Origin of the sequence: Kribbella polygonati, assembly GCF_050320105.1 — a bacterium.
GTDB lineage: Bacteria > Actinomycetota > Actinomycetes > Propionibacteriales > Kribbellaceae > Kribbella.
Window position 1 is genome coordinate 6,086,957 of the sequence record NZ_CP190129.1, and the last position, 20,089, is coordinate 6,107,045.

Here is a 20,089-nt window from a genome sequence, read left to right on the forward strand (position 1 = left end):
CGAGGAGCGTCCCCGATGAAGGCAAACCTGCGACCCAGTCGCCATCCCGTAGACCAGGTGCTGCCACCCGGCAAGCTCGCGGTGTACGGCGCCCAGCACGTGCTGGCGTTCTACGCCGGGGCGGTGATCGTACCGATCCTGCTCGCCAGCGCGATCGGCCTGAACACCCAGCAGCTCATCCACCTGATCAACGCGGACCTCTTCACCTGCGGGATCGCCTCGATCATCCAGTCCGTCGGGTTCTGGAAGGTCGGCGTCCGGCTGCCGCTGCTGCAGGGCGTCACGTTCACGGCGGTGTCGCCGATGATCGCGATCGGGCTCGCGGCCGGTGGTGGTACCAACGGTCTGCTGGTGATCTACGGCTCGGTCCTGGTCGCCGGCCTGGCGACGTTCTTCATCGCGCCGTACTTCAGCAAGCTGATCCGGTTCTTCCCGCCGGTGGTGACCGGCTCGGTGATCACGATCATCGGCCTGGCGCTGCTGCCGGTCGCGGCGGGGGACGCGGTCGGCGGGGCGGGGCCGACGGCGGCTCCGACCAGCGGCAAGAACATGGCGTACGCGCTCGGCACGCTGGCGCTGATCGTGCTGATCCAGCGCGTGTTCAAGGGGTTCATGGCGACCATCGCCGTACTCGTCGGCCTGGTGGCCGGCACGCTGGTGGCCTGGGCCTTCGGCGACGCGCACTTCAGCGCGGTGCACGACGCGGCCTGGGTCGGCGTGACGCAGCCGTTCTACTTCGGCTGGCCGAAGTTCTCGGTCGCGGCGATCATCTCGATGGTCGTGGTGATGCTGATCACCGCGGTCGAGACCACCGGTGACGTGTTCGCGACCGGCGAGATCGTCGAGAAGCGGATCGGCCGCGACGACATCGCCCGGGCGCTACGCGCCGACGGCCTGGCGACCACGATCGGCGGCGTCTTCAACTCGTTCCCGTACACGTGCTTCGCGGAGAACGTCGGTCTGGTCCGGCTGACCCGGATCCGCAGCCGCTGGGTGGTCGCCACCGCCGGGGCGATCATGATCCTGATCGGGCTGCTGCCGAAGGCCGGCGCGATCGTGGCCGGCGTACCGCATCCGGTGCTCGGCGGCGCGGCGCTGGCGATGTTCGCGACGGTCGCCGTGGTCGGGTTCCAGACGCTCGCGAAGGTCGACTTCCACGACCACCGGAACGTGGTGATCGTCGCGACCAGCGTCGGGCTGGCGATGTACGTGACCGCGCAGCCGCAGGTCGCGCAGGCGGTGCCGCACTGGGCCCAGATCATCTTCGGCAGCGGCATCACGCTCGGCAGCCTGACCGCGATCTTCCTGAACATCCTGTTCCACCACGTCGGCAAGAACTACGGCCCGGCGGTCGCGGGACAGCCCGGCGACACGGTCCGGCTCGACCAGGTCGACCAGATGACCCGCGAGCAGTTCGTCGAGACGTTCGGCGGCCTGTTCCAGGGGCCGCGCTGGGCGGTCGAGCGGGCCTGGGAGATGCGGCCGTACGCCGACACGCACGCGCTCCGGCGGTCGTTCCAGGAGGCGTTGTTCTCCGGGTCCCGCGAGGAACAGGTCGAACTGATCCAGGCGTACCCGCAGCTCGGGTCGCAGTTCGTCGCCGACGGGCTGAGCGGCGAGGCGTCGCTGCGGGACCAGTCCGACAAGGGGCTGACGTTCCTCGGCGATCCCGAGCGGGACGAGCTGACCGCGATCACGTCGGCGTACGAGGACCGCTTCGGGTTCCCGCTGGTGATCTCGGTACGGGACGCCGAGTCGTACGAACGGATCCTCGAGCAGGGCCGCGAACGGCTCGGGAACTGCGCGAACCAGGAGCACGCGGCCGCCCTGCTCGAGATCGCGAAGATCGCCGGCTACCGGTTCGACGACTTCGTGTCCGACGCCAACCCGATCCACTCCGCGCGGACCCGATGGAGCAGCAACCGATGACCACGCAAGCCCTGCGCACCCCCGCGCTGACCGTGAACGGCGACGTCACCCCGATCGGTGACGTCTCCGTCCACACCACCGTCCTCGACTGGCTCCGCAACCGGGGTCTGACCGGCGCGAAGGAGGGCTGCGCCGAAGGCGAGTGCGGCGCCTGCTCGGTCCTGGTCGCCCGCCCCGGCACCTCGTCGGAGACCGAGTGGACCGCCGTGAACGCCTGCCTGCTGCCCGTCGCTTCACTGGACGGGCAGGAAGTCATCACCTCCGAGGGGTTGGGGTCGGCCGCCGAGTTGCACCCGGTCCAGAAGGAGATGGCCGTCCGCGGCGGCTCCCAATGCGGCTACTGCACCCCAGGCTTCATCTGCAGCATGGCCGCGGAGTACTACCGCCCCAACCGCACCTGCGCGCCGCGGTCGGCCAGCAGCCGCACCGGGGCCGCAACCTCCCACCCCGCGGCCGACACCACCCCAACCAAGCACGCAGCTGACACCGCCCCAACCGAGCACGCACCTGACACCGCCCCAGCCGAGCACGCAGCTGACCCGGCCCCGATCGAGCACGCGGCTCCCGCCTCCCCACCTCCCGCCGCCGCAGGCGGCGGGGATCATGAGCACGGCCCCAACGGGTTCGACCTGCACTCGTTGAGCGGGAACCTTTGTCGCTGTACGGGGTATCGGCCCATCCGCGACGCTGCCTACGCACTGGACGAGCCGGCGGAGGACGACGCGTTCGCCGTACGCCGCGACTCGCCGCCGCCGGCCGCCGCGCCGACGGGGATGGTCTCGGCCGAGGGTGAGTTCCTCCGCCCGCCCACGCTTGAGGCTGCTCTGGCCGTGCTGGGCGAGCGGGACGACGCGGTGGTAGTGGCTGGTTCGACCGACCTCGGCGTACAGGTGAACATCTTCGGGTCCCGTCCGCCGCTGACGGTCGCGATCGACCGGCTGGAGGAGCTGCGCGAGTTCAGCTTCGGCGCGGACGAGGTGCGACTGGGCGCTGCGCTGACCCTGACGGAGATCGAGCGGAGGCTGAGTGGGCGAGTTCCGTTGCTCGCGCAGTTGTTTCCGCAGTTCGCGTCTCGGCTGATCCGGAACGGCGCGACGATCGGTGGGAACTTGGGGACCGGATCACCTATTGGAGATACACCCCCCGCACTCCTGGCACTGGATGCGAGGCTGGTGCTCGCGTCGAGCCGGGGGGAGCGGGTGGTGCCGCTGGCTGAGTACTTCACGGGCTACAGGCAGACCGTGAAGGCGCCGGACGAGCTGATCCGGACGATCGTGCTTCCGTTGCCCTTGGCACCGATCACCGCGTTCCACAAGATCGCCAAGCGCCGCTTCGACGACATCTCCAGCGTCGCGATCGGCTACGCGCTCACCATCACCGACGGCGTCGTACAAGACGCCAAGATCGGCCTCGGCGGCGTCGCCGCCACCCCACTACGCGCGACCGCGACCGAGCACGCCCTGACCGGCCGGCCGTGGAACGAGACGACCGTACGGACCGCCGCCGCGGTGCTGGCGAGCGAGGGTACGCCGATGGACGACCACCGCGCGAGCTCGTCGTACCGCTCCGCGATGCTCGGCCAGTCGCTACTGCGCTTCTACCACCAGGAGGCGATCGCATGAGCTCGCTGTCCGAACGCCCCGCCGCCGGCGCGATCGGCGTACCGCTCCCGCACGAGAGCGCCGCGCTCCACGTCACCGGGACCGCTCTGTACACGGACGACCTGGTGATGCGCACCCGCGACGTACTGCACGCCTTCCCGGTGCAGTCCCCGCACGCCCACGCACGGATCGTCGCGCTCCGGGTCAAGCCGGCGTACGACGTCCCGGGTGTCGTCCGGGTGCTGACCGCGGACGACGTACCGGGGGTCAACGACGCCGGGGTGAAACACGACGAGCCGCTGTTCCCGGACGAGGTGATGTTCAACGGGCACGCGGTGTGCTGGGTACTCGCGGAGACGTTGGAGGCCGCGCGGCTCGGGGCTGCGGCCGTCGAGGTCGAGTACGAGCCGCTGCCGGCGCTGATCGGCGTCCGCGACGCGATCGAGGCCGGGAGCTTCCAGGGGATCGGGCGGCATCTGGAGCGCGGCGATGTGCCGGCCGCGCTGGCGGGTGCGGCGCACGTGTTCAGCGGCGAGTTCGAGTTCGCCGGGCAGGAGCACTTCTACCTGGAGACGCACGCGGCGCTGGCGCTGGTGGACGAGTACGGGCAGATCTTCGTGCAGTCGAGTACGCAGCACCCGTCGGAGACGCAGGAGATCGTCGCGCATGTGCTCGGGCTGGCCAGTCACTCGGTGACGGTGCAGTGCCTGCGGATGGGCGGCGGGTTCGGCGGCAAGGAGATGCAGCCGCACGGGTTCGCGGCGATCGCGGCGCTCGGTGCCACGCTGACCGGGCGGCCGGTGCGGTTGCGGCTGAACCGGACGCAGGACATGACGATGTCGGGCAAGCGGCACGGGTTCCACTCGGCCTGGAAAGTCGGGTTCGACGACGACGGCAAGCTGGTCGCGCTGGATGCCGTGATCACCGCCGACGGCGGCTGGAGCCTCGACCTGTCGGAGCCGGTGCTGGCCCGGGCGATGTGCCACATCGACAACGCGTACGAGATCCCGCACGTCCGTGTCGACGGGCAGATCGCGAAGACCAACAAGACGTCGCAGACCGCGTTCCGCGGGTTCGGCGGGCCGCAGGGGATGCTCGTGATCGAGGACATCCTCGGCCGGTGCGCGCCGCTGCTCGGGTACGACGCGCTGGACCTGCGCCGGCGGAACTTCTACCAGCCCGGCGACTCGACGCCGTACGGACAGCCGGTGCGGCACGCGGATCGACTGGAGGCCTGCTGGTCGCAGGTGCTGTCTCGTGGTGACGTCGACGAGCGGGTCGCGGAGATCGCGGAGTTCAACGCGGCGCACCCGTTCGCGAAGCGCGGGTTGGCGATGACGCCGGTGAAGTTCGGGATCTCGTTCAACCTGACCGCGTTCAACCAGGCCGGCGCGCTGGTGCACGTGTACAAGGACGGATCGGTGCTGATCAACCACGGCGGCACCGAGATGGGACAGGGGCTGCACACGAAGATGCTGCAGGTCGCGGCGACCACCCTCGGCGTACCCCTCGAAAGGGTGCGGTTGGCGCCGACGCGGACCGACAAGGTGCCGAACACGTCCGCGACCGCGGCGTCGTCCGGGGCCGACCTGAACGGGGCGGCGATCAAGAACGCGTGCGAGCAGATCCGCGAGCGGCTCGCGCAGGTCGCCGGCGGGAAGCTCGGGATCAGCCCGGCTGACGTACGGTTCGTGGACGGCGACGTCCGCGGGCTGTCCGGCGACGGCGTACCGTGGAACGAGATCGTTGGCATGGCCTACATGCAGCGGGTACAGCTGTGGGCGGCCGGGTTCTACCGGACCGAGGGCCTGCACTGGGACGCGAACGCGATGCGCGGCGAGCCGTTCAAGTACTTCGCGTACGGCGTGGCCGCGTCCGAGGTGGAGGTCGACGGGTTCACCGGTTCGTACACGCTGCGGCGGGTCGACATCGTGCACGACGTCGGCGACAGCCTCAGCCCGCTGATCGACATCGGCCAGATCGAGGGCGGGTTCGTCCAGGGCGCCGGGTGGCTGACGCTGGAGGACCTTCGCTGGGACACGAAGACCGGCCGGCTGTCGACGCAGGCCGCCAGCACGTACAAGCTCCCGAGCTTCTCCGAGATGCCGGAAGTCTTCAACGTGACGCTGCTGGAGAAGGCCCACGAGGAGGGCGCGGTCTACGGCTCCAAGGCCGTCGGCGAACCCCCACTCATGCTCGCCTTCTCCGTCCGCGAAGCCCTACGCCAAGCAGCCGCCGCCTTCGGCCCGCCCGGCACCAGCGTCGACCTCCCGTCCCCGGCCACACCCGAGGCTGTCTATTGGGCGCTCGATCGGGCCCGAGGAGGTGCCTCATGGAGTGGGTGAAGGCCGTTCAGCGGTTGCGGGCCCGGCGTGAGGCTGGGGTGTTGGTGACGGTGCTGTCCGTGCGCGGGCATGCGCCCCGGGAGGCCGGGGCGAAGATGGTTGTTGCCATGGACAACGTCTGGGGAACGGTCGGCGGTGGCAATCTGGAGGCGCTCGGGGTGGAACGTTCACGGTCGATGATCGGTCAAGGCGTTACCAGTCCGGAGGTGCTGACCGCGGCGTTGTCGGACAAGGCGCCGTACCAGCACGGGGTTCAGTGTTGTGGTGGTGAGGTGCAGTTGTTGCTGGAGCCGTTGCCTGTGGTGCCGTCGGTGGCGATCTTCGGGGTCGGGCATGTGGGGCTCGAGCTGGCGCGGATCCTCGCGCGGCACGACATCGAGCTGCATCTCGTCGACTCGCGCGCGGATCAGCTGACCGGCGAGCGGCTCGGCGTACTGGACGATGCGGTCGCGCAGGTTCATGTGCACAACGTTCCGGTGCTTCCCGAGCTGGTCGTCGGCGAACTGCCGGCCGGTACGCATGTGGTGATCATGACGCACGACCACGCCGAGGACGCCGCGCTCTGCGACGCCGCGATCCGGAACGAGCAGCTCGCCACCATCGGGCTGATCGGGTCGAGCGCGAAGTGGACCCGGTTCCAGCGCAAGCTCGCCGAGGACGGGAACCCGCCCGCGGCGATCGCCCGGATCACCACCCCGATCGGCATCCCGGGCCTCACCGGCAAGCAGCCGGCCGTGATCGCGGTCAGCGTCGCCGCCTGGCTCCTCGAACGCTTCACCACCCAGACAGCCGAGGCGCAGTCCGCTTCGGCCCAGACCGCCGGGGCGCAGGCCTCGGCGCAGTCCGCCGCGCGGCTTCCCGTGTCGGCTCGATCTGCCGAGCGTCGCCCCGCCTCGGCTCAGCGTAAGGCACAAGCATGACTCTCTACCGTGGCACGTTCATCGACACCCCGGAGAGCCCGTTCGCGGGCGCCGGGCTGCGGGTCGACAGCGACGCCGGCCTGCTCGTCGAGAACGGGGTGATCGTTGCCCGCGGCCCGTACCTGGAGATCCGCGAGGCACACCCCGCCGAGCAGGTCGTGGACCTGCGCGACGGCGTCGTACTCCCCGGGTTCGTCGACACCCACGTGCACTTCCCGCAGATCCGCGCGGTCGGCGGCCTCGGCCTGCCGCTGCTCGAGTGGCTGGACCGGTACGCCCTCCCGGAGGAGGCGCGGATGGCCGACGCCGAGTACGCGACCGGTGTCGCGCACGAGTTCGTCCGCGGGCTGGCGGCGGCCGGTACGACGTCCGCGCTGGTCTTCGGCGCGCACTACACCGACGCCGTCGACGCGCTCTTCACCGCCGCGTCCCAGGTCGGGCTGCGGGTGACGAGCGGCCTCGTCCTGAGCGACCGGCTGCTCCGGCCGGAACTGCTCACCACCCCGGTCCGCGCGTACGCCGAATCGCTCGCGCTCGCGAACCGCTGGCACAACGTCGGCCGCAACCGGTACGCCGTCACGCCGCGCTTCTCCCTGTCCTGCACCGACGACCTGCTCGCCACCTGCCGCGAACTCATGGAGGCGATCCCCGGCGCCCTGTTCACCTCGCACGTGAACGAGAACGAGGCCGAGATCGCGACGGTCGCCGACCTGTTCGGCGGCAGCGACTACGTCACGACGTACGACCGGCACGGCCTGGTGGACCGGCGTACCGTGCTCGCCCACAACGTGCACCCGACAGACGTCGAACTCAAGACCCTCGCAACCAGCGGCGCCACCGTCGCCCACTGCCCCACGAGCAACGCGGCCCTCGGCAGCGGACTGTTCCCGCTGACGCGCCACCTGCAGTACGGCGTCCGCGTCGCACTCGGCTCCGACGTAGGCGCCGGCACCGGCTTCTCCCTCCTCAAGGAAGGCCTCCAGGCCTACTTCTGCCAGCAACTCCTCGGCGACCAGGGCCGCCCACTCACCGCAGCCCACCTCCTCTACCTGGCCACCACCGCCGGCGCCGAGGCCCTCGACCTCCCCCACGTAGGCCACCTCTCCGTAGGCCAAGCCTTCGACGCCCAACTCCTCCGCCCCACCGAAGGCTCCCCCCTGGCGGTCGCGATCACCCACGCCGAAGACACCGAAGAAGCCCTAGCCCGAATCTTCACCCTAGGCACCCCCACCGACATCCAAGCCGTCTGGCTCAACGGCGACCTCCTCCACTGACCACCCCCGCCGGGGTCGCGCGACACGCTATTGCTTGTCGCGCGACCCTGGCGGGTGTCTCGCGATCCCCCGCCAGATCCGCGTGGCGGTCTCGTGCGCACGGTTGAGGTCCGCCCAGCCGAAGCGGAGTACGCCGTACCCGCGCTCGCGGAGGCGGTCCTCCCGCCACTTCTCCGCGACGACAGCATCCGCACCGTCGACGTACTTCAGCGCGCCGTCGAACTCGATCACCAGCACGCCGCCGAGCAGGAAGTCGACGCGCGCGAGCAGCCGACCGGTGTCGTCCCGGATCTCCACCTGCAACTCCGGTGCGGGGAGGCCGTGGTTCGCCAGCAGCACGCGGAAGCGCGACTCCCCGACGGACTCGCTCAGGCCGTTGGCAAACTGCGCGGCCGCACGCGCGGCGGGAGACCCGTGCCAGCGGTGATGCCGTCGTACGGTCGCGCCCAGGCGCTCCCTACTCGTGAGATCCATCCGGAGCGCAGCATCGGCGAGAACGACGCCGACCTCGTACGTCGAGGTACACGTCGTCTCCACGATCGCGCGATCGACGCTGGTGACTCGCAGGCCGCCGAGCTCCACGATCTCGTCGGCGGCGGTGGCGCGGCGATGCACCCGCACCGCCCGACCGCTGCGGGCACGCCCGGAGGCCACCCGGGTGAAGTGTGGTCTGGCCAGATCTGTCCCCCACACGGGTCAGCCGTGCAGCGCCGCCGCGGACTGATGACTCACGACGACGTCCCCGAGCCGCTCGCTCGCCATCCGAACGTTGAGCAGGTGCAGCCGGATCGCCCGGTCCCACGGGGATTCGTCGGCGGGCCAGCCGCGTGGGTCGACGTACGAGTTGAAACTCAACCTGAGCCACTGCCCGCTCTGCACGCGCTGCCGCACCTGGCTGTCGCTGTATCCGGCCGCGATGGCGTCCGGACGCGTGAACCACCCGCCACGGGCGGCCGCGACCACTTCCAATCTCCTGTTCATGCCCAAGAAGGTGCAGGCGTTGAGGACCAGCCCGGACACGCAGATCGTCCTTGTGGATAACCCCTGGGGTCGCGGAACAAGCTATTGCTTGTCGCGCGACCCCAGGGGTTATCGCGATCAGAGCAGGAGGCCGGCCTGGGTGCGCGCGACGTCCGTTGCGAGGGTGGTGGGGTCGGCGGTTTGGAGTACGGCGTTCTCGACCACGGGGCGGCCGTTCGTGAGGAGGAGCGCCAGGGGTGGGGGTGTGGAGAGGGCCAGGGATGCTACGGGGTCGGGGATGCCGGCGTGCGGGAGGCCCTTGAGGTCCCAGAGGGCTAGGTCGGCTAGTTTGCCTGGTTCGAGGGAGCCTATGTCGGCGGAGCGGCCTAGGATTTGGGCGCCGTCGAGGGTGGCCATTTCGAGGGCGGCGCGGACGGTGAGGGCTTGCGGGCCGCCGCGGGCTCTTGCGAACAGCAAGGCGTGGCGGAGTTCTTCGACGAGGCTGCCGGATTCGTTGCTGGCGGCGCCGTCCACGCCCAGGCCGACCGGGGAGCCGGCGGCGCGGAGGTCGGCGGTACGGGCGATGCCGGCGCCCAGGCGGGCGTTCGAGCTCGGGCAGTGCGCGACGCCCGTACCGGTGCCGCCGAGGTGCTTGATCTCCGCGTCGTCGAAGTGGATGCCGTGCGCGAACCACACGTCCGGCCCGGTCCAGCCGAGCTGGTCGGCGTACTCGAGCGGCGTGCACCCGTACGTCTCCCGGCACCACGCCGTCTCGTCGGTCGTCTCCGCGAGATGCGTGTGCAGCCGTACGCCGCGACGCCGGGCGAGCTCGGCCGACTCGCGCATCAGCTCCCCGCTCACGCTGAACGGCGAGCACGGCGCCACCACGATCTGCAGCATCGAGTCGGAGGATGGGTCATGCCAACGGTCGATGGCGTCCTCGGTCGCCGACAGGATCGAGTCACGGTCCTCGACCACGGAGTCCGGCGGCAGCCCGCCGTCCTTCTGACCGCGGTCCATCGACCCGCGCGCGGGATGGAACCGCAGCCCGATCTCACCGGCGGCCGCGATCTCCGCCGCGAGCAGATCCCCGCCAGGGAACACGTAGTGGTGATCGGCGACCGTAGTACATCCGGTCAACGCGAGCTGGGCCAGCGCCGCGCGTGCGGCGACGTACACGGTTTCCGGGGTGATCCGCGCCCAGACCGGGTACAGCGTGGTCAGCCACTCGAAGAGCGTCGCGTCCGCGGCCAGCCCGCGCGTCACCCACTGGTACAGGTGCTGATGCGTGTTCACGAACCCCGGCGTGACCAGACAGCCGCGCCCGTCCACCACCCGGGCGGCGTCGTACACCGGTGCCGGCCCGGGCCCGACCGCTACCAGGCGATTGCCCTCGGCAACCACGTGGCCGGTGAACTCGCGCCGGGCCGGATCGAGGGTCGCCACGTGAGCGCCCTCGATCACGATCCGGGACATCAGCAGAAGCCGGCGATGTTGACCCAGGCGCTGCCCGAGTCGCTGGCGTCGTCGCGGGTCACGGACGCCTCGATCAGGCCGTACGGGCGGTCCGCGGCGATGAAGACCTCGCCCGGGTTCTCGACCCCGAACGGCGACAGGTCGACCAGGAAGTGGTGCTTGTTCGGCGCCGAGAACTTGATCTCGGCCACCTCCGGGTGCTCCTCGAGTACGGCGGTGCCCATGCCGTACAGGGTCTGCTGCAGCGCGAGGCTGTGGATCGTGGCGAACCGCGACAGCAGCAGCGCCTTGATCGCGTCGTACGACTTGTCCCAGTCGACCTCGGTGTGGTCGTACCGCCAGCGCGCGACGAGCGAGGTCGCGAGGATCCGGTCGTTCGTCTCCGGCAGCGTCGTGTACTCATCCTTCAGGAACCCGTGGAACTCGGACCCGGTGGACTTCAGTACGACGAGGTCGCTGATCCCGGAGACGACGTACGCCTTCCGGTCCGCGCCGCGGCCGTCGATGTTGACGACCGTGTTCCGCACCCCGGCGCCGCTGCGGACGAACGAGTGGTCGTGCTCCTGACCGTCGACGAGGATCCGCTCCCAGGCGTACTCCTCGACCGCGATCCGGGCGCCGGACGCGGCCGGCGACGCCTCCAGGAACCGGTCGCCGAGGGTCAGCGCGTAGTCCTCGATCGCGCCGACGCCCTTCTCCTTGGCGAACGCGAACGCGGTGTTCTTCTGGGTGTCGGTCGGCAGTACGTCGGCCTGGTCCCCGCTGGTGTGCGCGGCCGCGAAGTCGCCGCGCAGCGCGGTCGACACGTTCAGGTCGCGGATCTGGTGGCGGGGCGTGTCCCGGTAGATGCGGACGACGCGGTTCTCGGCTTTGCCGTACTGGTTGGTGCCCAGGTGGATGGCCATCTCGGGTCAGCTCCCTCGGTAGGTGGAAAACGCGAACGGGCTGAGCAGCAACGGGACGTGGTAGTGCCGCTCGTCGGCGACCGTGAAGGTCACGGAGACCTCGGGAAAGAAGATGTCCTGACCGGTGTTTCCGGCGTACGTCGTGACGTCGAAGCGCAGGCGGTACGTCCCCGGGCCGAGGGCCGGCACGAGCGCCACCCGCCCGTCCGCGTCCGTCGTACCGGACGCTTCGAGTACGTCGCCCCGGTACAGCTCGACCGGAACGCCGGCCGCCGGTCGTCCCAGCGCGGTGTCGAGAACGTGCGTGGACAAGGAACTCATGCCGTCACCACCTTGCTCAACCGGAGCAGCGCGATCTTGCGCAGCTCCTCGTGCACAACTGCCGCCTCGGTCGCGTCGTCGTGCGTGAGCCGCTCCCGCAGGCTGCCCAGCATCTGCTCCGCCGACAACCCGGTGGCGCAGATCAGGAACACCCGGCCGAACCGGTCCTCGTACTGACGGTTGCCCTCGGCAAGCTCCTGGCGCACGCCGGTGTCGTCGCCGACTCCGGACTGCTCCGAGCGGGACCAGGACGCCTCGGTACTCGCGCCTCGCGGCCGGTCACCGATCCGCGGGTGCGCCTGCAGGGCTCGGTCGACCTCGTCGTCGTCGAGCTCCCGTAGTACCTGGTCGGCGAGCGCGGTCAGGGCGGCGAGTTCGCCGTACGGCCGCTTGGCGAGGATCGCGTCGACCCAGCGCGGTACGTCGCAGCAGGCCGTCAGCGCCGGCCGCAAGCGGTCGGTCGGAGCGGAGTCGAACTCCTCCAGGTCCACGATCACACCTTCTCGAATCCCGAAATCTACTTTCCGTATGACGAGAGCGTGACATCCACCGAGCTTGTCGTCAACAGTTTGTTGAATTTCAGCGGGAGCGGTTCAGGTAGTTGTAGACGGTGAAGCGCGTGACGCCGAGCGCCTCAGCCACGATCTCCGCCGACTTCCGGTACTCGAAGGCACCACGCGACTCCAGCAACAGGACAGCCTGCTGCTTGCCGGTCCTGGACAGCTCGTTGAGCGGCCCGCCCAACTCGTCGGCGACGTCGGCCAAAAGCCCCTGCACACCCCGGACACCAGCCGCACCAGCCGCACCACGCGCGCCGGGAGCGCCGCCTGAGGCAGCGGAGCTGGCGGGCGCCGCGGAGGTGGCGGAGGTGGCGGACTCGGAGGCGGCGGCGGGCGCGGAGGCGGCGCCGGACGCGGCGGAGCCGGAGGCGGAGCCGGAGGCGGAGCCGGAGGCGGAGGCGGAGGTGGAGGCGGAGGTGGAGGCGGAGGTGGAGGCGGAGCCGGAGGCGGAGGTGGAGGCGGAGGTGGAGGCGGAGGTGGAGGCGGAGCCGGAGGCGGAGGCGGAGGTGGAGGCGGAGGTGGAGGCGGAGGTGGAGGCGGAGGTGGAGGCGGAGGTGGAGGCGGAGGTGGAGGCGGAGGTGGAGGCGGAGGTGGCGGAGGCGGCGGAGGCGGAGGCGGCGGTGGCGGAGGCGGCGGTGGCGGAGGCGGAGGTGGCGGAGGTGGAGGTGGCGGAGGTGGAGGTGGCGGACGCGCCGGAGGAGGCGGGCGCGGAGGAGGCGGACGCGCCGGACCCGACGGACGCAGCGGACCCGGCGGACCCGGCGGACCCGGAGGAGGCGGACGTGGGGACTGGTGGGAGGCGGACGGCGAGCACCGCCTCGCCCTCCCACTCCAGTGGGATGTCGTCGCCGCGCGCGTCGCCCGGTGCGACCAGCTCGGCGTTCAGCCGCTCGACCAGCGGCCGGATCGCCTTCGCCAACGGATGCTCAGGCATCGCGCCGTACCTGCAAGGTCACCTGGTTCGCACCACCGGCGAACGCCGCCTCCAGCACCTTCGGGAGCGCGGGCAGCAGCAGGTGCTGCTCGCCGCTGACCTGCGTACCGAGCGGGCCGAACTCGCAGTCGAGCCCGGCCGCCTCCGCCGCCCGCAGCGCCTCGGTGGCGTGCGCGGGCGGCGAGCCCTCCACATCGAAGGGTTCCGTCGTGAACTCCGCTACGAGTCGCATGTGGCGAGGCTAGGCGCGCCGCGCCAGTTTCGCGAGGTCCTTCACGTCGAACTCGCCCGCGTCGGTCGCGCCGCACTCGATCCCGCGCAGCACGAACCCGGCGAGGGCGACCGCGGTGGCCGGCTCGTCGAGGTACCCGGACTCGCCGTGGCCGAGGTACGCGCGCAGCCGGAGCGCGGCCTGGTCGAAGCCCTCCCGGTAGAACAGGTACGTCGCCGCGAACCGGGTCGGGAGCTGCGCCGGGTGCATGTCCCAGCCCTGGTAGATCCCGCGCCCGAGCGAACGCCGTACCAGCCGGAAGTGCAGGCGCCAGGCGTCGTGGATCGCGTCGCCAACCGGGAGAACGTTGGTCGACCCATCGGATACGAAGACGCCGGTGCCGGCCGCGGCGAGCTGCATGACGTCCTTCGCGTGGTCCGCGACCGGATGCTCCATGCTCTGGTACGCCGCCGCGACTCCGAGCGACGCGGAGTAGTCGTACGTGCCGTAGTGCAGCCCGGTGACGCGCGAGCCGCCGGCCTTGACCATCCGCGCGATCAGCGCCGTACCGTCGGCGCCGAGGATCGCCTGCGGGGTCTCGACCTGGATCTCGAAGTCCAGCGGCCGGAGGTTGTGCTCGGCCTCCAGTGTCTCGAGCGCGTAGACCATCGCCTCGACCTGCTCGACCGAGGTCACCTTCGGCAGCGTGATGACGAAGCCGTCGCGGTTGCCACCCAGGTTCGCCAGGAACAGGTCGAGGGTCCGGATGCCGCGACGCCGGGTCGGGGCCTCGAGGGACTTGATCCGGAGACCGAAGTACGGCGACTGCTGGGCGACCCGGGCCGCAGCGATCGCGGCCGCGTCCTCCTCGTCGTCCGGGCGGTTGCCGTAGCCGTCCTCGAAGTCGATCCGGAGGTCCTCGATCGGCTCGCGTTCGAGCTTGCCGCGGACCCGCTCGTAGACGTCGTCCGGGAGGTCCAGCACCTTCACGAACTCCGGGTGCTCGTCGAGCGCCTTCAGCGCCTGCGCACCCCAGTCCGCGACCGTGTTCTCGGCGTACCGGTCGGCCGGGACGTAGACGGTGTGGACAGGTTGCCGGACGCCGCGGTCACCGCGGTAGTCGGCGGTCAGGGCGGCGTCGGCCGCTGCCAGCCGACGGTCGAGCTCGGTCACCAGGTCATCCACGTGCGGCCTCCTTTTTCCGTATTGTGGAGACTAATATCTACCTTGTGGAAGATACAAGGGCCGGAGCTTCCGGGATCTGGCGCTAAACTTCCGTGATCCGGAAAGGTGGAGGACATGGCGGAGACGAACGGCAAGGGCCGGACCGGCAGCGTGCAGTCGATCGAGCGCGCCTTCGGGCTGCTCGAGACGATGGCCGACGCCGGCGGCATGATGGGCCTGTCGCAGCTCGCGGCCGCTTCCGGGCTGCCGCTGCCGACGATCCACCGGCTGGTCCGCACGCTCGTCGACCTCGGCTACCTGCGGCAGGAGCCGTCCCGGCAGTACGTGCTCGGGCCGAAGCTGATCCGGCTCGGCGAGAGTTCGTCGCACATGCTCAGTGTGTTCGCCCGCCCGCATCTGGCCCGGCTCGTCGACGAGCTCGGCGAGTCCGCGAACATGGCGATGCTGGACGGCGACCAGATCGTGTACCTCGCGCAGGTCCCGTCGCGGCACTCGATGCGGATGTTCACCGAGGTCGGGCGCCGGGTGCTGCCGCACTGCACCGCGGTCGGCAAGGCGATCCTGGCCCAGTTCCCGGACGCCGAGGTCCGCGAGCTGCTGCACCGCACCGGTATGCCGAAGCACACCGACAACACGCTCACCACGCCGGACGCGTTCACCGCCCAGCTCCACCAGGCCGAGGCGAACGGCTACGCGATGGACGAAGGCGAACAAGAGCTGGGCGTCCGCTGCGTCGCCGTCGCCGTCCCCGACGCCCCGTCCCACCTCGCCATCTCGATCTCCGGCCCGGCCGGACGCATGACCGAACCGCTGGTGGAACAGGCCATCCCCCTCCTCACCCAAGCCGCCAAGTCCCTCTCGGAGGACCTCCGCTAACCAGGCGGCCGCAGCACACAGAACTCGTTCCCGTCCGGATCAGCCAGCACATGCCAGCTCCAGCCGTCCTCGTGGAGCGGGTCGGCGGTCAGCTGCCGCGCGCCGAGCGCGAGGAGGCGGGCGACCTCGGTGTCGAGGTCCGGCGTCCGCAGATCGAGGTGGACGCGGTTCTTCGCCTGTTTGCGGTCGGGGACCTTCTGGAGAAGTACCTCGATGCCGGACCCGACGGCCGGGAGCAAGGTCTGGTACGTCGAGGGCTCGCCGGCGCGGGTGTAGCCGAGGGCGGCGGTCCAGAAATCGGCCGCGCGGTCGAGGTCCGCGACGTCGACCACCACGACCAGTTCGCCATTCGAGTAGGTCATGGGGCGTACGTGCGCCAGCGTTCGGTGAGGACGTAGCCGAGGGACTGGTTGGCTTGCAGGCTGGCCTCATTGGTGGCGGCGCCACCGGTGCTGAAGCGGGTGATGCCGATGTCGAGGAGCGCGAGGATCGAGGCGGCCTTGACGGCTTGGCCGACGCCGCGGCGGCGGTACTGCGCGAGCACCGAGGTGAAGGCGGTGTCGCCGTACCCCTCGTGTTCGCGGATCACCGTGGCGCCGACGAGGCGGTTGCCGTCGAGGGCGCCGAAGACGCGGTTCGCCGGCCAGAGTGCCCGGATGTCGGCGAGTTCGCCGACGTGGTGGTGCGTCGCCGGCGTGTCGGGGTAGTCGGGCTGGTTCGTCGACTCGAGCGTGTGCAACGCCGTCGCGGACTCCGGCCCGAGCTCACGGACGGTCAGCCCGCCGACGGTCGCCCGCCGTACCGCGGACTCCAGCAGCTCCCGGTCCGGGTCGAACAGCCGGACCGCCCAGGACTCGGCGACCACGCGGTACCCGGCCGCTTCCAGCTCGGCGCACCGCGGGTCACTGTCCTGGACGATCTCGTAATCACCCACCTGGTGATTGTCAGCCAAGTTTGCGCAGCAACGGAAGGACGTCTTCGGTGAACTGGGTCAGGAAGCGCTCCTGATCGTTCCCCGGACCGTGGACGACGAAGTGGTTGAAGCCGGCGTCGGCGTACGGCTGGAACTGCTTCACGACCTCCTCCGGGTCCGACGCCACGATCCAGCGCTTCGCGACCTGCTCGATCGGCAGCTCGTCGGCGAGCCGCTCCATCTCGGTCGCACTCGTCACGCTGTGCTTCTGCTCCGGCGTCAGCGACAGCGGCGCCCAGAACCGCGTGTTCTCCAGCGCGGCCGCCGGGTCCCGGTCGTACGACACCTTGACCTCGAGCATCCGGTCCAGGTTCTCGAACTTCTTGCCCGCCTTCTCCGCACCCTCCTTCACGGCCGGGATCAGCTTGTCCGTGTACAGCTCCATGCCCTTGCCGGACGTCGCGATGAACCCGTCACCGGCGCGCCCGGCGTACTTCGCGACCAGCGGCCCGCCCGCCGCGACGTACACCTTCAGCGCGGTCTCGGGACGGTCGTAGATGAACGCGTCGACGGTCTTGTAGTACGGCCCCTCGGAGCTGACGCCGTCCTTCGTCCACAGGTCGCGGATCAGCTGCACGGCCTCCCGCAGCCGGGCGAACCGCTCCTTGAACTCGGGCCACTCCATCCCCGACACCGCGATCTCGTTCAGCGCCTCGCCGGTGCCGACACCGAGCATCACCCGCCCTGGGTACAGCATCCCGAGGGTCGCGAACGCCTGCGCGATCACGGCCGGGTTGTACCGGAACGTCGGCGTCAGCACCGACGTACCCAGCTGCACCCGCTCGGTCCGCTCGCCCACCGCCGCGAGCCAGGCGAGCGCGAACGGTGCGTGCCCGCCCTCGTGCCGCCACGGCAGGAAGTGGTCCGACACGGTCACGCTGTCGAGTCCCAGCTGCTCGGCCCGCACGGAGTACTCCACCAGGTCCCGCGGCCCGAACTGCTCCGCCGAGGCCTTGTACCCGACCCGAATGCTCACCCTCTGCTCCCAACGTCGTCTGCGCGTACTCCGGAAACAACCTCGTCCAGGTCCGACTTTATGCCGCCCGCGAGCCCTACCATCCAGAACGTGTATGCGAATGACGCACGAGTGCTCGGTCTGATCGGTACGACGTTCCGGGCGGCCGGGCTGCCCGCGATCCGCGTGACCGTACCGGCCGCACTCGCCGAACGGGCCGTCGCCGCGTGGGAACACGACGACACCGCCGCCGCGGACCCGTCCGAGGAACCGTACGCCCGCCTGCAGCGGCACCGCGCCGGCGCGCTCGCACTGATCGGCCTGTCGATCACCGAGAGCGGGAAGCTCGACGCCGACGGGAACACCGTCGTCGACCTCAGCCCCGAGCTCGTCGGCGTGGCGATGGACGCGGCGGACGACGTACTGCGTCGTTGATTGACTCCGGCCGGGGCTTCAGTAGGATGTGGGTCCGGCGCGGCCCGCGCCTCACCTTCGTCGACCGGCCCCAGCCCGGTCACAGCGAGAAGGCAAAGGGACTTCCTGTCTCGGGCCGCACGTCCTGGTCACCCGCCTCGGACGGATCGCTGGGGGATCGCGTGCGAGTGCGTGGAAGGCCAGATGACAGCGCACAGGAACTTCAAGCAACGGGTACGAGCCCGCGCCGCCAAGACCGGCGAGTCCTACACGACTGCCCTCCGGCACTTCCGTCCGACTCCACTTGGAGAACCAGACATGCCGGAACAATCCACACTACGGTTCGCCGTCGTCCAGTCGACGATGCGCCACGATCCGACGAACGCCGACGAACTCCGCGCGGGCGGCGCCGAACTCCGTGACTTCATCAGGCAGGCGGCTGCGGCCGGCGCCCGCCTGGTGCACTTCACCGAGGGTGCGCTGTGCTTCCCGAGCAAGCGCGTGATGTCGTCGCTCGGCCCGGACGAGGTAGGCCCCTCGGACTGGACCAAGGCAGAGTGGGCGGTGCTGCAGTCCGAACTCGACCAGCTCACTGTGCTCGCCGGGGAACTCGGAATCTGGGTCGTGGTCCCGTCCATCCATCAGCAGCCGGAGGGCCGCCCGTACAACAGCATGTATGTGGTGTCCGACCAGGGAAAGGTCGTCGCCCGCTACGACGAGCGGACGCTGTCGACCACCAAGGTGACCTGGATGTACGCGGCGGGCAAGCAGCCGGTGACATTCGACGTCGACGGGTTCCGATTCGGGCTCGCGCTCGGCCTGGACGTGTTGTTCCCGGAGCTGTTCGTCGAGTACGACCAGCTCGGGGCGGACGGCGTGCTCGTCTCGTACGCGACGCACCGCGTGTCGCACCACGAGCACGTGGCAGTGCAGGCGCGTGGATGCGCGGTGAACAACACGAGCTGGATCAGCTTCGCGGTGCCTGCGAACCCGGAGAGCGGACTCGCGGCAGGCGTTGTCGACCCGCGCGGCGAGTGGGCGACCCAGGTACCGGCGGACGGCTTGCCGGCCCTCGCGATCGCCGACCTGCACCATGTCGAGGCAACGCAGGTCGGCCGTGACTTCCGGCGGCGGACGCGGGAGCGGATCAGCTCCTAGTCCTCACACACCCGGGTGCCGGCGCGTTCTACCTGTATGAACAGGCATGCGGTGGTCAGCACCCGGATCGGGGAGCTCACGGTGGTGGTGTCGGAGGAGGCGCTGGTCGGCGTCTACTTTCCGCATCACTGGGTGAAGCCGTCGGCGGAGACGTTGGGTGAGCGGGTCGAGTCGACCGACCCGCTCATCGCGCTCGTCGTCGAGCAGTTGGAGTCGTACTTCGCCGGATCGCGCGCCTCCTTCGACCTGCCGGTCCGGTTGGACGGCGACGCGTTCCAGCGCCGGGTGTGGGCGGTGCTCGCGGAGATCCCGTACGGCGAGACCACGACGTACGGCGAGATCGCCGCGCGGCTCGGGGAACCGGCACAGGCGGTCGGGAAAGCCGTCGGGCAGAACCCGGTGTCGATCGTCGTCCCGTGCCACCGCGTGATCGGCAAGAACGGCTCGCTCACCGGGTACGCCGGCGGGTTGAAGCGCAAGCAGTTCCTCCTCGACCTGGAGGAACCGGTCGGCGCGCGGTTGTTCTGAGAGGCGGACCTGCAGCACTCACCAACCTCCGTCCGCAGCCGGCGCGGTGGCGCGGCTGAGCGTGCCGCGGCGCGGGGCGGAGGAGTTGGTGAGTGGTGGGCGTCCGGTCGTCAGCTCAGGTCGCCGACCTGTTCGGCGTACCAGTCGAGTTCGGTGAGGTGTTCGGCGATCTGGCGCAGCGTCCAGTTCGGGGTGCGGTCCTTGTCCCACTCGGCCGGGTCGAGGGCGGCGTACCGCAGGACGAACGTGCGGCCGAGCCGGGTGAGCCGCTGCTCGGCCTCGCGGACGTCCGCCGCGCTGAACGGCGCGAGGTCCGCGGCCGAGGTGAGCGCGCTCGCGTGCCACTCGTCGGGCTGCGTCGGTACGCCGGCCAGCAGCGCCTCGACCTCCGCGAGGTGATCGACCAGATGGTCCGCGATCCGGCGGACCGCCTTGTGCGGCGTGAACGTACGGTCGTCGTCGGACGTCCGCGGTACGCCGTCCCACGCCGGCCAGGTGAAGACCAGCTTCAACGACCGCTGCACCGCGTCAGCGACGAGTTCTCCCGGGTTCTGTGTCATGCCG

At 70.3% G+C, this 20,089-nt stretch carries 22 protein-coding genes; 9 read left to right on the forward strand and 13 right to left on the reverse strand.

Features of this window, described 5'->3' with window-relative positions:
* Window positions 1–15: 15 nt before the first annotated feature.
* The 5 genes from uraD (ACQHIV_RS28735) to guaD are packed head-to-tail and all read left to right on the forward strand — an operon-like array spanning window position 16 to window position 8,069.
* Window positions 16–1,929, forward strand: coding sequence for a 2-oxo-4-hydroxy-4-carboxy-5-ureidoimidazoline decarboxylase (gene uraD / locus ACQHIV_RS28735; RefSeq protein WP_427886860.1), 1,914 nt, complete (start codon window positions 16–18; stop codon window positions 1,927–1,929).
* Window positions 1,926–3,551, forward strand: coding sequence for a xanthine dehydrogenase small subunit (locus ACQHIV_RS28740; RefSeq protein WP_427886862.1), 1,626 nt, complete (start codon window positions 1,926–1,928; stop codon window positions 3,549–3,551). The genes uraD (ACQHIV_RS28735) and ACQHIV_RS28740 overlap by 4 nt, the downstream gene beginning before the upstream one ends.
* On the forward strand, window positions 3,548–5,875 hold the full coding sequence (gene xdhB / locus ACQHIV_RS28745) for a xanthine dehydrogenase molybdopterin binding subunit (RefSeq protein ID WP_427886863.1): 2,328 nt from the start codon (window positions 3,548–3,550) through the stop codon (window positions 5,873–5,875). The genes ACQHIV_RS28740 and xdhB overlap by 4 nt, the downstream gene beginning before the upstream one ends.
* Window positions 5,863–6,795, forward strand: coding sequence for a xanthine dehydrogenase accessory protein XdhC (xdhC, locus tag ACQHIV_RS28750; protein WP_427886864.1), 933 nt, complete (start codon window positions 5,863–5,865; stop codon window positions 6,793–6,795). Before xdhB ends, xdhC begins: the two co-directional genes overlap by 13 nt.
* Window positions 6,792–8,069, forward strand: coding sequence for a guanine deaminase (gene guaD, locus ACQHIV_RS28755; protein WP_427886865.1), 1,278 nt, complete (start codon window positions 6,792–6,794; stop codon window positions 8,067–8,069). The genes xdhC and guaD overlap by 4 nt, the downstream gene beginning before the upstream one ends.
* A gap of 27 nt (window positions 8,070–8,096) precedes the next feature.
* On the opposite strand, the gene ACQHIV_RS28760 is transcribed toward guaD, so the two are convergent.
* The 9 genes from ACQHIV_RS28760 to ACQHIV_RS28800 all read right to left on the reverse strand — a co-directional run bounded on the left by ACQHIV_RS28760 (window position 8,097) and on the right by ACQHIV_RS28800 (window position 14,621).
* A complete protein-coding gene (locus tag ACQHIV_RS28760; RefSeq protein ID WP_427886867.1) occupies window positions 8,097–8,723 on the reverse strand; it encodes a hypothetical protein in 627 nt (208 codons plus the stop codon).
* 42 nt (window positions 8,724–8,765) lie between these two features.
* Window positions 8,766–9,050 carry a type IV toxin-antitoxin system AbiEi family antitoxin domain-containing protein gene (locus tag ACQHIV_RS28765; RefSeq protein WP_427886869.1) on the reverse strand — a complete coding sequence of 95 codons (285 nt, stop codon included), beginning with the start codon at window positions 9,048–9,050 and terminating at the stop codon, window positions 8,766–8,768.
* Window positions 9,051–9,167: 117 nt separating this feature from the next.
* Window positions 9,168–10,505 carry an 8-oxoguanine deaminase gene (locus ACQHIV_RS28770; protein ID WP_427886871.1) on the reverse strand — a complete coding sequence of 446 codons (1,338 nt, stop codon included), beginning with the start codon at window positions 10,503–10,505 and terminating at the stop codon, window positions 9,168–9,170.
* Window positions 10,505–11,410 (reverse strand): factor-independent urate hydroxylase, encoded by a 906-nt coding sequence (pucL, locus tag ACQHIV_RS28775; protein WP_427886873.1) that lies wholly within the window; start codon window positions 11,408–11,410, stop codon window positions 10,505–10,507. The genes ACQHIV_RS28770 and pucL overlap by 1 nt, the downstream gene beginning before the upstream one ends.
* Window positions 11,411–11,416: 6 nt before the next feature.
* Window positions 11,417–11,731: a hydroxyisourate hydrolase gene (gene uraH, locus ACQHIV_RS28780; RefSeq protein WP_427886875.1), complete on the reverse strand. Its 315-nt coding sequence runs from the start codon at window positions 11,729–11,731 to the stop codon at window positions 11,417–11,419.
* Complete coding sequence (uraD, locus tag ACQHIV_RS28785; protein WP_427886877.1) at window positions 11,728–12,222, reverse strand: 2-oxo-4-hydroxy-4-carboxy-5-ureidoimidazoline decarboxylase; 495 nt, start codon at window positions 12,220–12,222, stop codon at window positions 11,728–11,730. The genes uraH and uraD (ACQHIV_RS28785) overlap by 4 nt, the downstream gene beginning before the upstream one ends.
* An 88-nt stretch (window positions 12,223–12,310) precedes the next feature.
* Window positions 12,311–13,225, reverse strand: a complete 915-nt coding sequence (locus ACQHIV_RS28790) for a helix-turn-helix domain-containing protein (RefSeq protein ID WP_427886878.1) — start codon at window positions 13,223–13,225, stop codon at window positions 12,311–12,313.
* On the reverse strand, window positions 13,218–13,457 hold the full coding sequence (locus tag ACQHIV_RS28795) for a thiamine-binding protein (RefSeq protein ID WP_427886880.1): 240 nt from the start codon (window positions 13,455–13,457) through the stop codon (window positions 13,218–13,220). Before ACQHIV_RS28795 ends, ACQHIV_RS28790 begins: the two co-directional genes overlap by 8 nt.
* A 9-nt stretch (window positions 13,458–13,466) precedes the next feature.
* A complete protein-coding gene (locus ACQHIV_RS28800; protein WP_427886882.1) occupies window positions 13,467–14,621 on the reverse strand; it encodes a DUF6986 family protein in 1,155 nt (384 codons plus the stop codon).
* 114 nt (window positions 14,622–14,735) lie between these two features.
* Here ACQHIV_RS28800 and ACQHIV_RS28805 point away from each other — a divergent pair, with 114 nt between their 5' ends.
* The gene (locus ACQHIV_RS28805) at window positions 14,736–15,497 is read left to right on the forward strand and encodes an IclR family transcriptional regulator (RefSeq protein WP_427886884.1); all 762 of its coding nucleotides are present in this window, start codon (window positions 14,736–14,738) and stop codon (window positions 15,495–15,497) included.
* Here the strand turns inward: ACQHIV_RS28805 and ACQHIV_RS28810 are convergent.
* From ACQHIV_RS28810 to fgd, 3 genes are read right to left on the reverse strand one after another with little or no spacing between them, the layout of a single operon-like run.
* Complete coding sequence (locus tag ACQHIV_RS28810; protein ID WP_427886886.1) at window positions 15,494–15,859, reverse strand: VOC family protein; 366 nt, start codon at window positions 15,857–15,859, stop codon at window positions 15,494–15,496. The two genes, ACQHIV_RS28805 and ACQHIV_RS28810, sit on opposite strands and share 4 nt — an antisense overlap.
* Window positions 15,856–16,431: an N-acetyltransferase family protein gene (locus ACQHIV_RS28815; protein WP_427886888.1), complete on the reverse strand. Its 576-nt coding sequence runs from the start codon at window positions 16,429–16,431 to the stop codon at window positions 15,856–15,858. Before ACQHIV_RS28815 ends, ACQHIV_RS28810 begins: the two co-directional genes overlap by 4 nt.
* 10 nt (window positions 16,432–16,441) lie before the next feature.
* Window positions 16,442–17,446 (reverse strand): glucose-6-phosphate dehydrogenase (coenzyme-F420), encoded by a 1,005-nt coding sequence (fgd, locus tag ACQHIV_RS28820; protein ID WP_427886890.1) that lies wholly within the window; start codon window positions 17,444–17,446, stop codon window positions 16,442–16,444.
* A gap of 90 nt (window positions 17,447–17,536) precedes the next feature.
* Here fgd and ACQHIV_RS28825 point away from each other — a divergent pair, with 90 nt between their 5' ends.
* The 3 genes from ACQHIV_RS28825 (at window position 17,537) to ACQHIV_RS28835 (ending at window position 19,525) form a co-directional block, all read left to right on the forward strand.
* Complete coding sequence (locus ACQHIV_RS28825) at window positions 17,537–17,860, forward strand: hypothetical protein (RefSeq protein ID WP_427886892.1); 324 nt, start codon at window positions 17,537–17,539, stop codon at window positions 17,858–17,860.
* A 297-nt stretch (window positions 17,861–18,157) separates the two neighbouring features.
* Complete coding sequence (locus ACQHIV_RS28830; RefSeq protein ID WP_427886894.1) at window positions 18,158–18,997, forward strand: carbon-nitrogen hydrolase family protein; 840 nt, start codon at window positions 18,158–18,160, stop codon at window positions 18,995–18,997.
* A 36-nt stretch (window positions 18,998–19,033) separates the two neighbouring features.
* Window positions 19,034–19,525 (forward strand): methylated-DNA--[protein]-cysteine S-methyltransferase, encoded by a 492-nt coding sequence (locus tag ACQHIV_RS28835; RefSeq protein WP_427886896.1) that lies wholly within the window; start codon window positions 19,034–19,036, stop codon window positions 19,523–19,525.
* Window positions 19,526–19,635: 110 nt separating this feature from the next.
* Here the strand turns inward: ACQHIV_RS28835 and ACQHIV_RS28840 are convergent, their stop codons facing one another.
* Window positions 19,636–20,085, reverse strand: coding sequence for a hypothetical protein (locus ACQHIV_RS28840; protein WP_427886898.1), 450 nt, complete (start codon window positions 20,083–20,085; stop codon window positions 19,636–19,638).
* Between the last annotated feature and the right edge of the window lie 4 nt (window positions 20,086–20,089).

Excerpts from the sequence above, each read along its gene's own strand:
- uraD (WP_427886860.1), top strand. The coding sequence starts at position 16 with ATGAAGGCAAACCTGCGACCCAGTCGCCATCCCGTAGACCAGGTGCTG.
- ACQHIV_RS28810 (WP_427886886.1), bottom strand. The coding sequence starts at position 15,859 with ATGACCTACTCGAATGGCGAACTGGTCGTGGTGGTCGACGTCGCGGAC.
- pucL (WP_427886873.1), bottom strand. The coding sequence starts at position 11,410 with ATGGCCATCCACCTGGGCACCAACCAGTACGGCAAAGCCGAGAACCGC.
- ACQHIV_RS28740 (WP_427886862.1), top strand. The coding sequence starts at position 1,926 with ATGACCACGCAAGCCCTGCGCACCCCCGCGCTGACCGTGAACGGCGAC.
- ACQHIV_RS28840 (WP_427886898.1), bottom strand. The coding sequence starts at position 20,085 with ATGACACAGAACCCGGGAGAACTCGTCGCTGACGCGGTGCAGCGGTCG.
- guaD (WP_427886865.1), top strand. The coding sequence starts at position 6,792 with ATGACTCTCTACCGTGGCACGTTCATCGACACCCCGGAGAGCCCGTTC.
- xdhC (WP_427886864.1), top strand. The coding sequence starts at position 5,863 with ATGGAGTGGGTGAAGGCCGTTCAGCGGTTGCGGGCCCGGCGTGAGGCT.
- ACQHIV_RS28770 (WP_427886871.1), bottom strand. The coding sequence starts at position 10,505 with ATGTCCCGGATCGTGATCGAGGGCGCTCACGTGGCGACCCTCGATCCG.
- uraH (WP_427886875.1), bottom strand. The coding sequence starts at position 11,731 with ATGAGTTCCTTGTCCACGCACGTTCTCGACACCGCGCTGGGACGACCG.
- xdhB (WP_427886863.1), top strand. The coding sequence starts at position 3,548 with ATGAGCTCGCTGTCCGAACGCCCCGCCGCCGGCGCGATCGGCGTACCG.
- ACQHIV_RS28830 (WP_427886894.1), top strand. The coding sequence starts at position 18,158 with ATGCCGGAACAATCCACACTACGGTTCGCCGTCGTCCAGTCGACGATG.
- ACQHIV_RS28835 (WP_427886896.1), top strand. The coding sequence starts at position 19,034 with ATGAACAGGCATGCGGTGGTCAGCACCCGGATCGGGGAGCTCACGGTG.
- ACQHIV_RS28790 (WP_427886878.1), bottom strand. The coding sequence starts at position 13,225 with ATGCCTGAGCATCCGTTGGCGAAGGCGATCCGGCCGCTGGTCGAGCGG.
- ACQHIV_RS28795 (WP_427886880.1), bottom strand. The coding sequence starts at position 13,457 with ATGCGACTCGTAGCGGAGTTCACGACGGAACCCTTCGATGTGGAGGGC.
- ACQHIV_RS28805 (WP_427886884.1), top strand. The coding sequence starts at position 14,736 with ATGGCGGAGACGAACGGCAAGGGCCGGACCGGCAGCGTGCAGTCGATC.
- ACQHIV_RS28765 (WP_427886869.1), bottom strand. The coding sequence starts at position 9,050 with ATGAACAGGAGATTGGAAGTGGTCGCGGCCGCCCGTGGCGGGTGGTTC.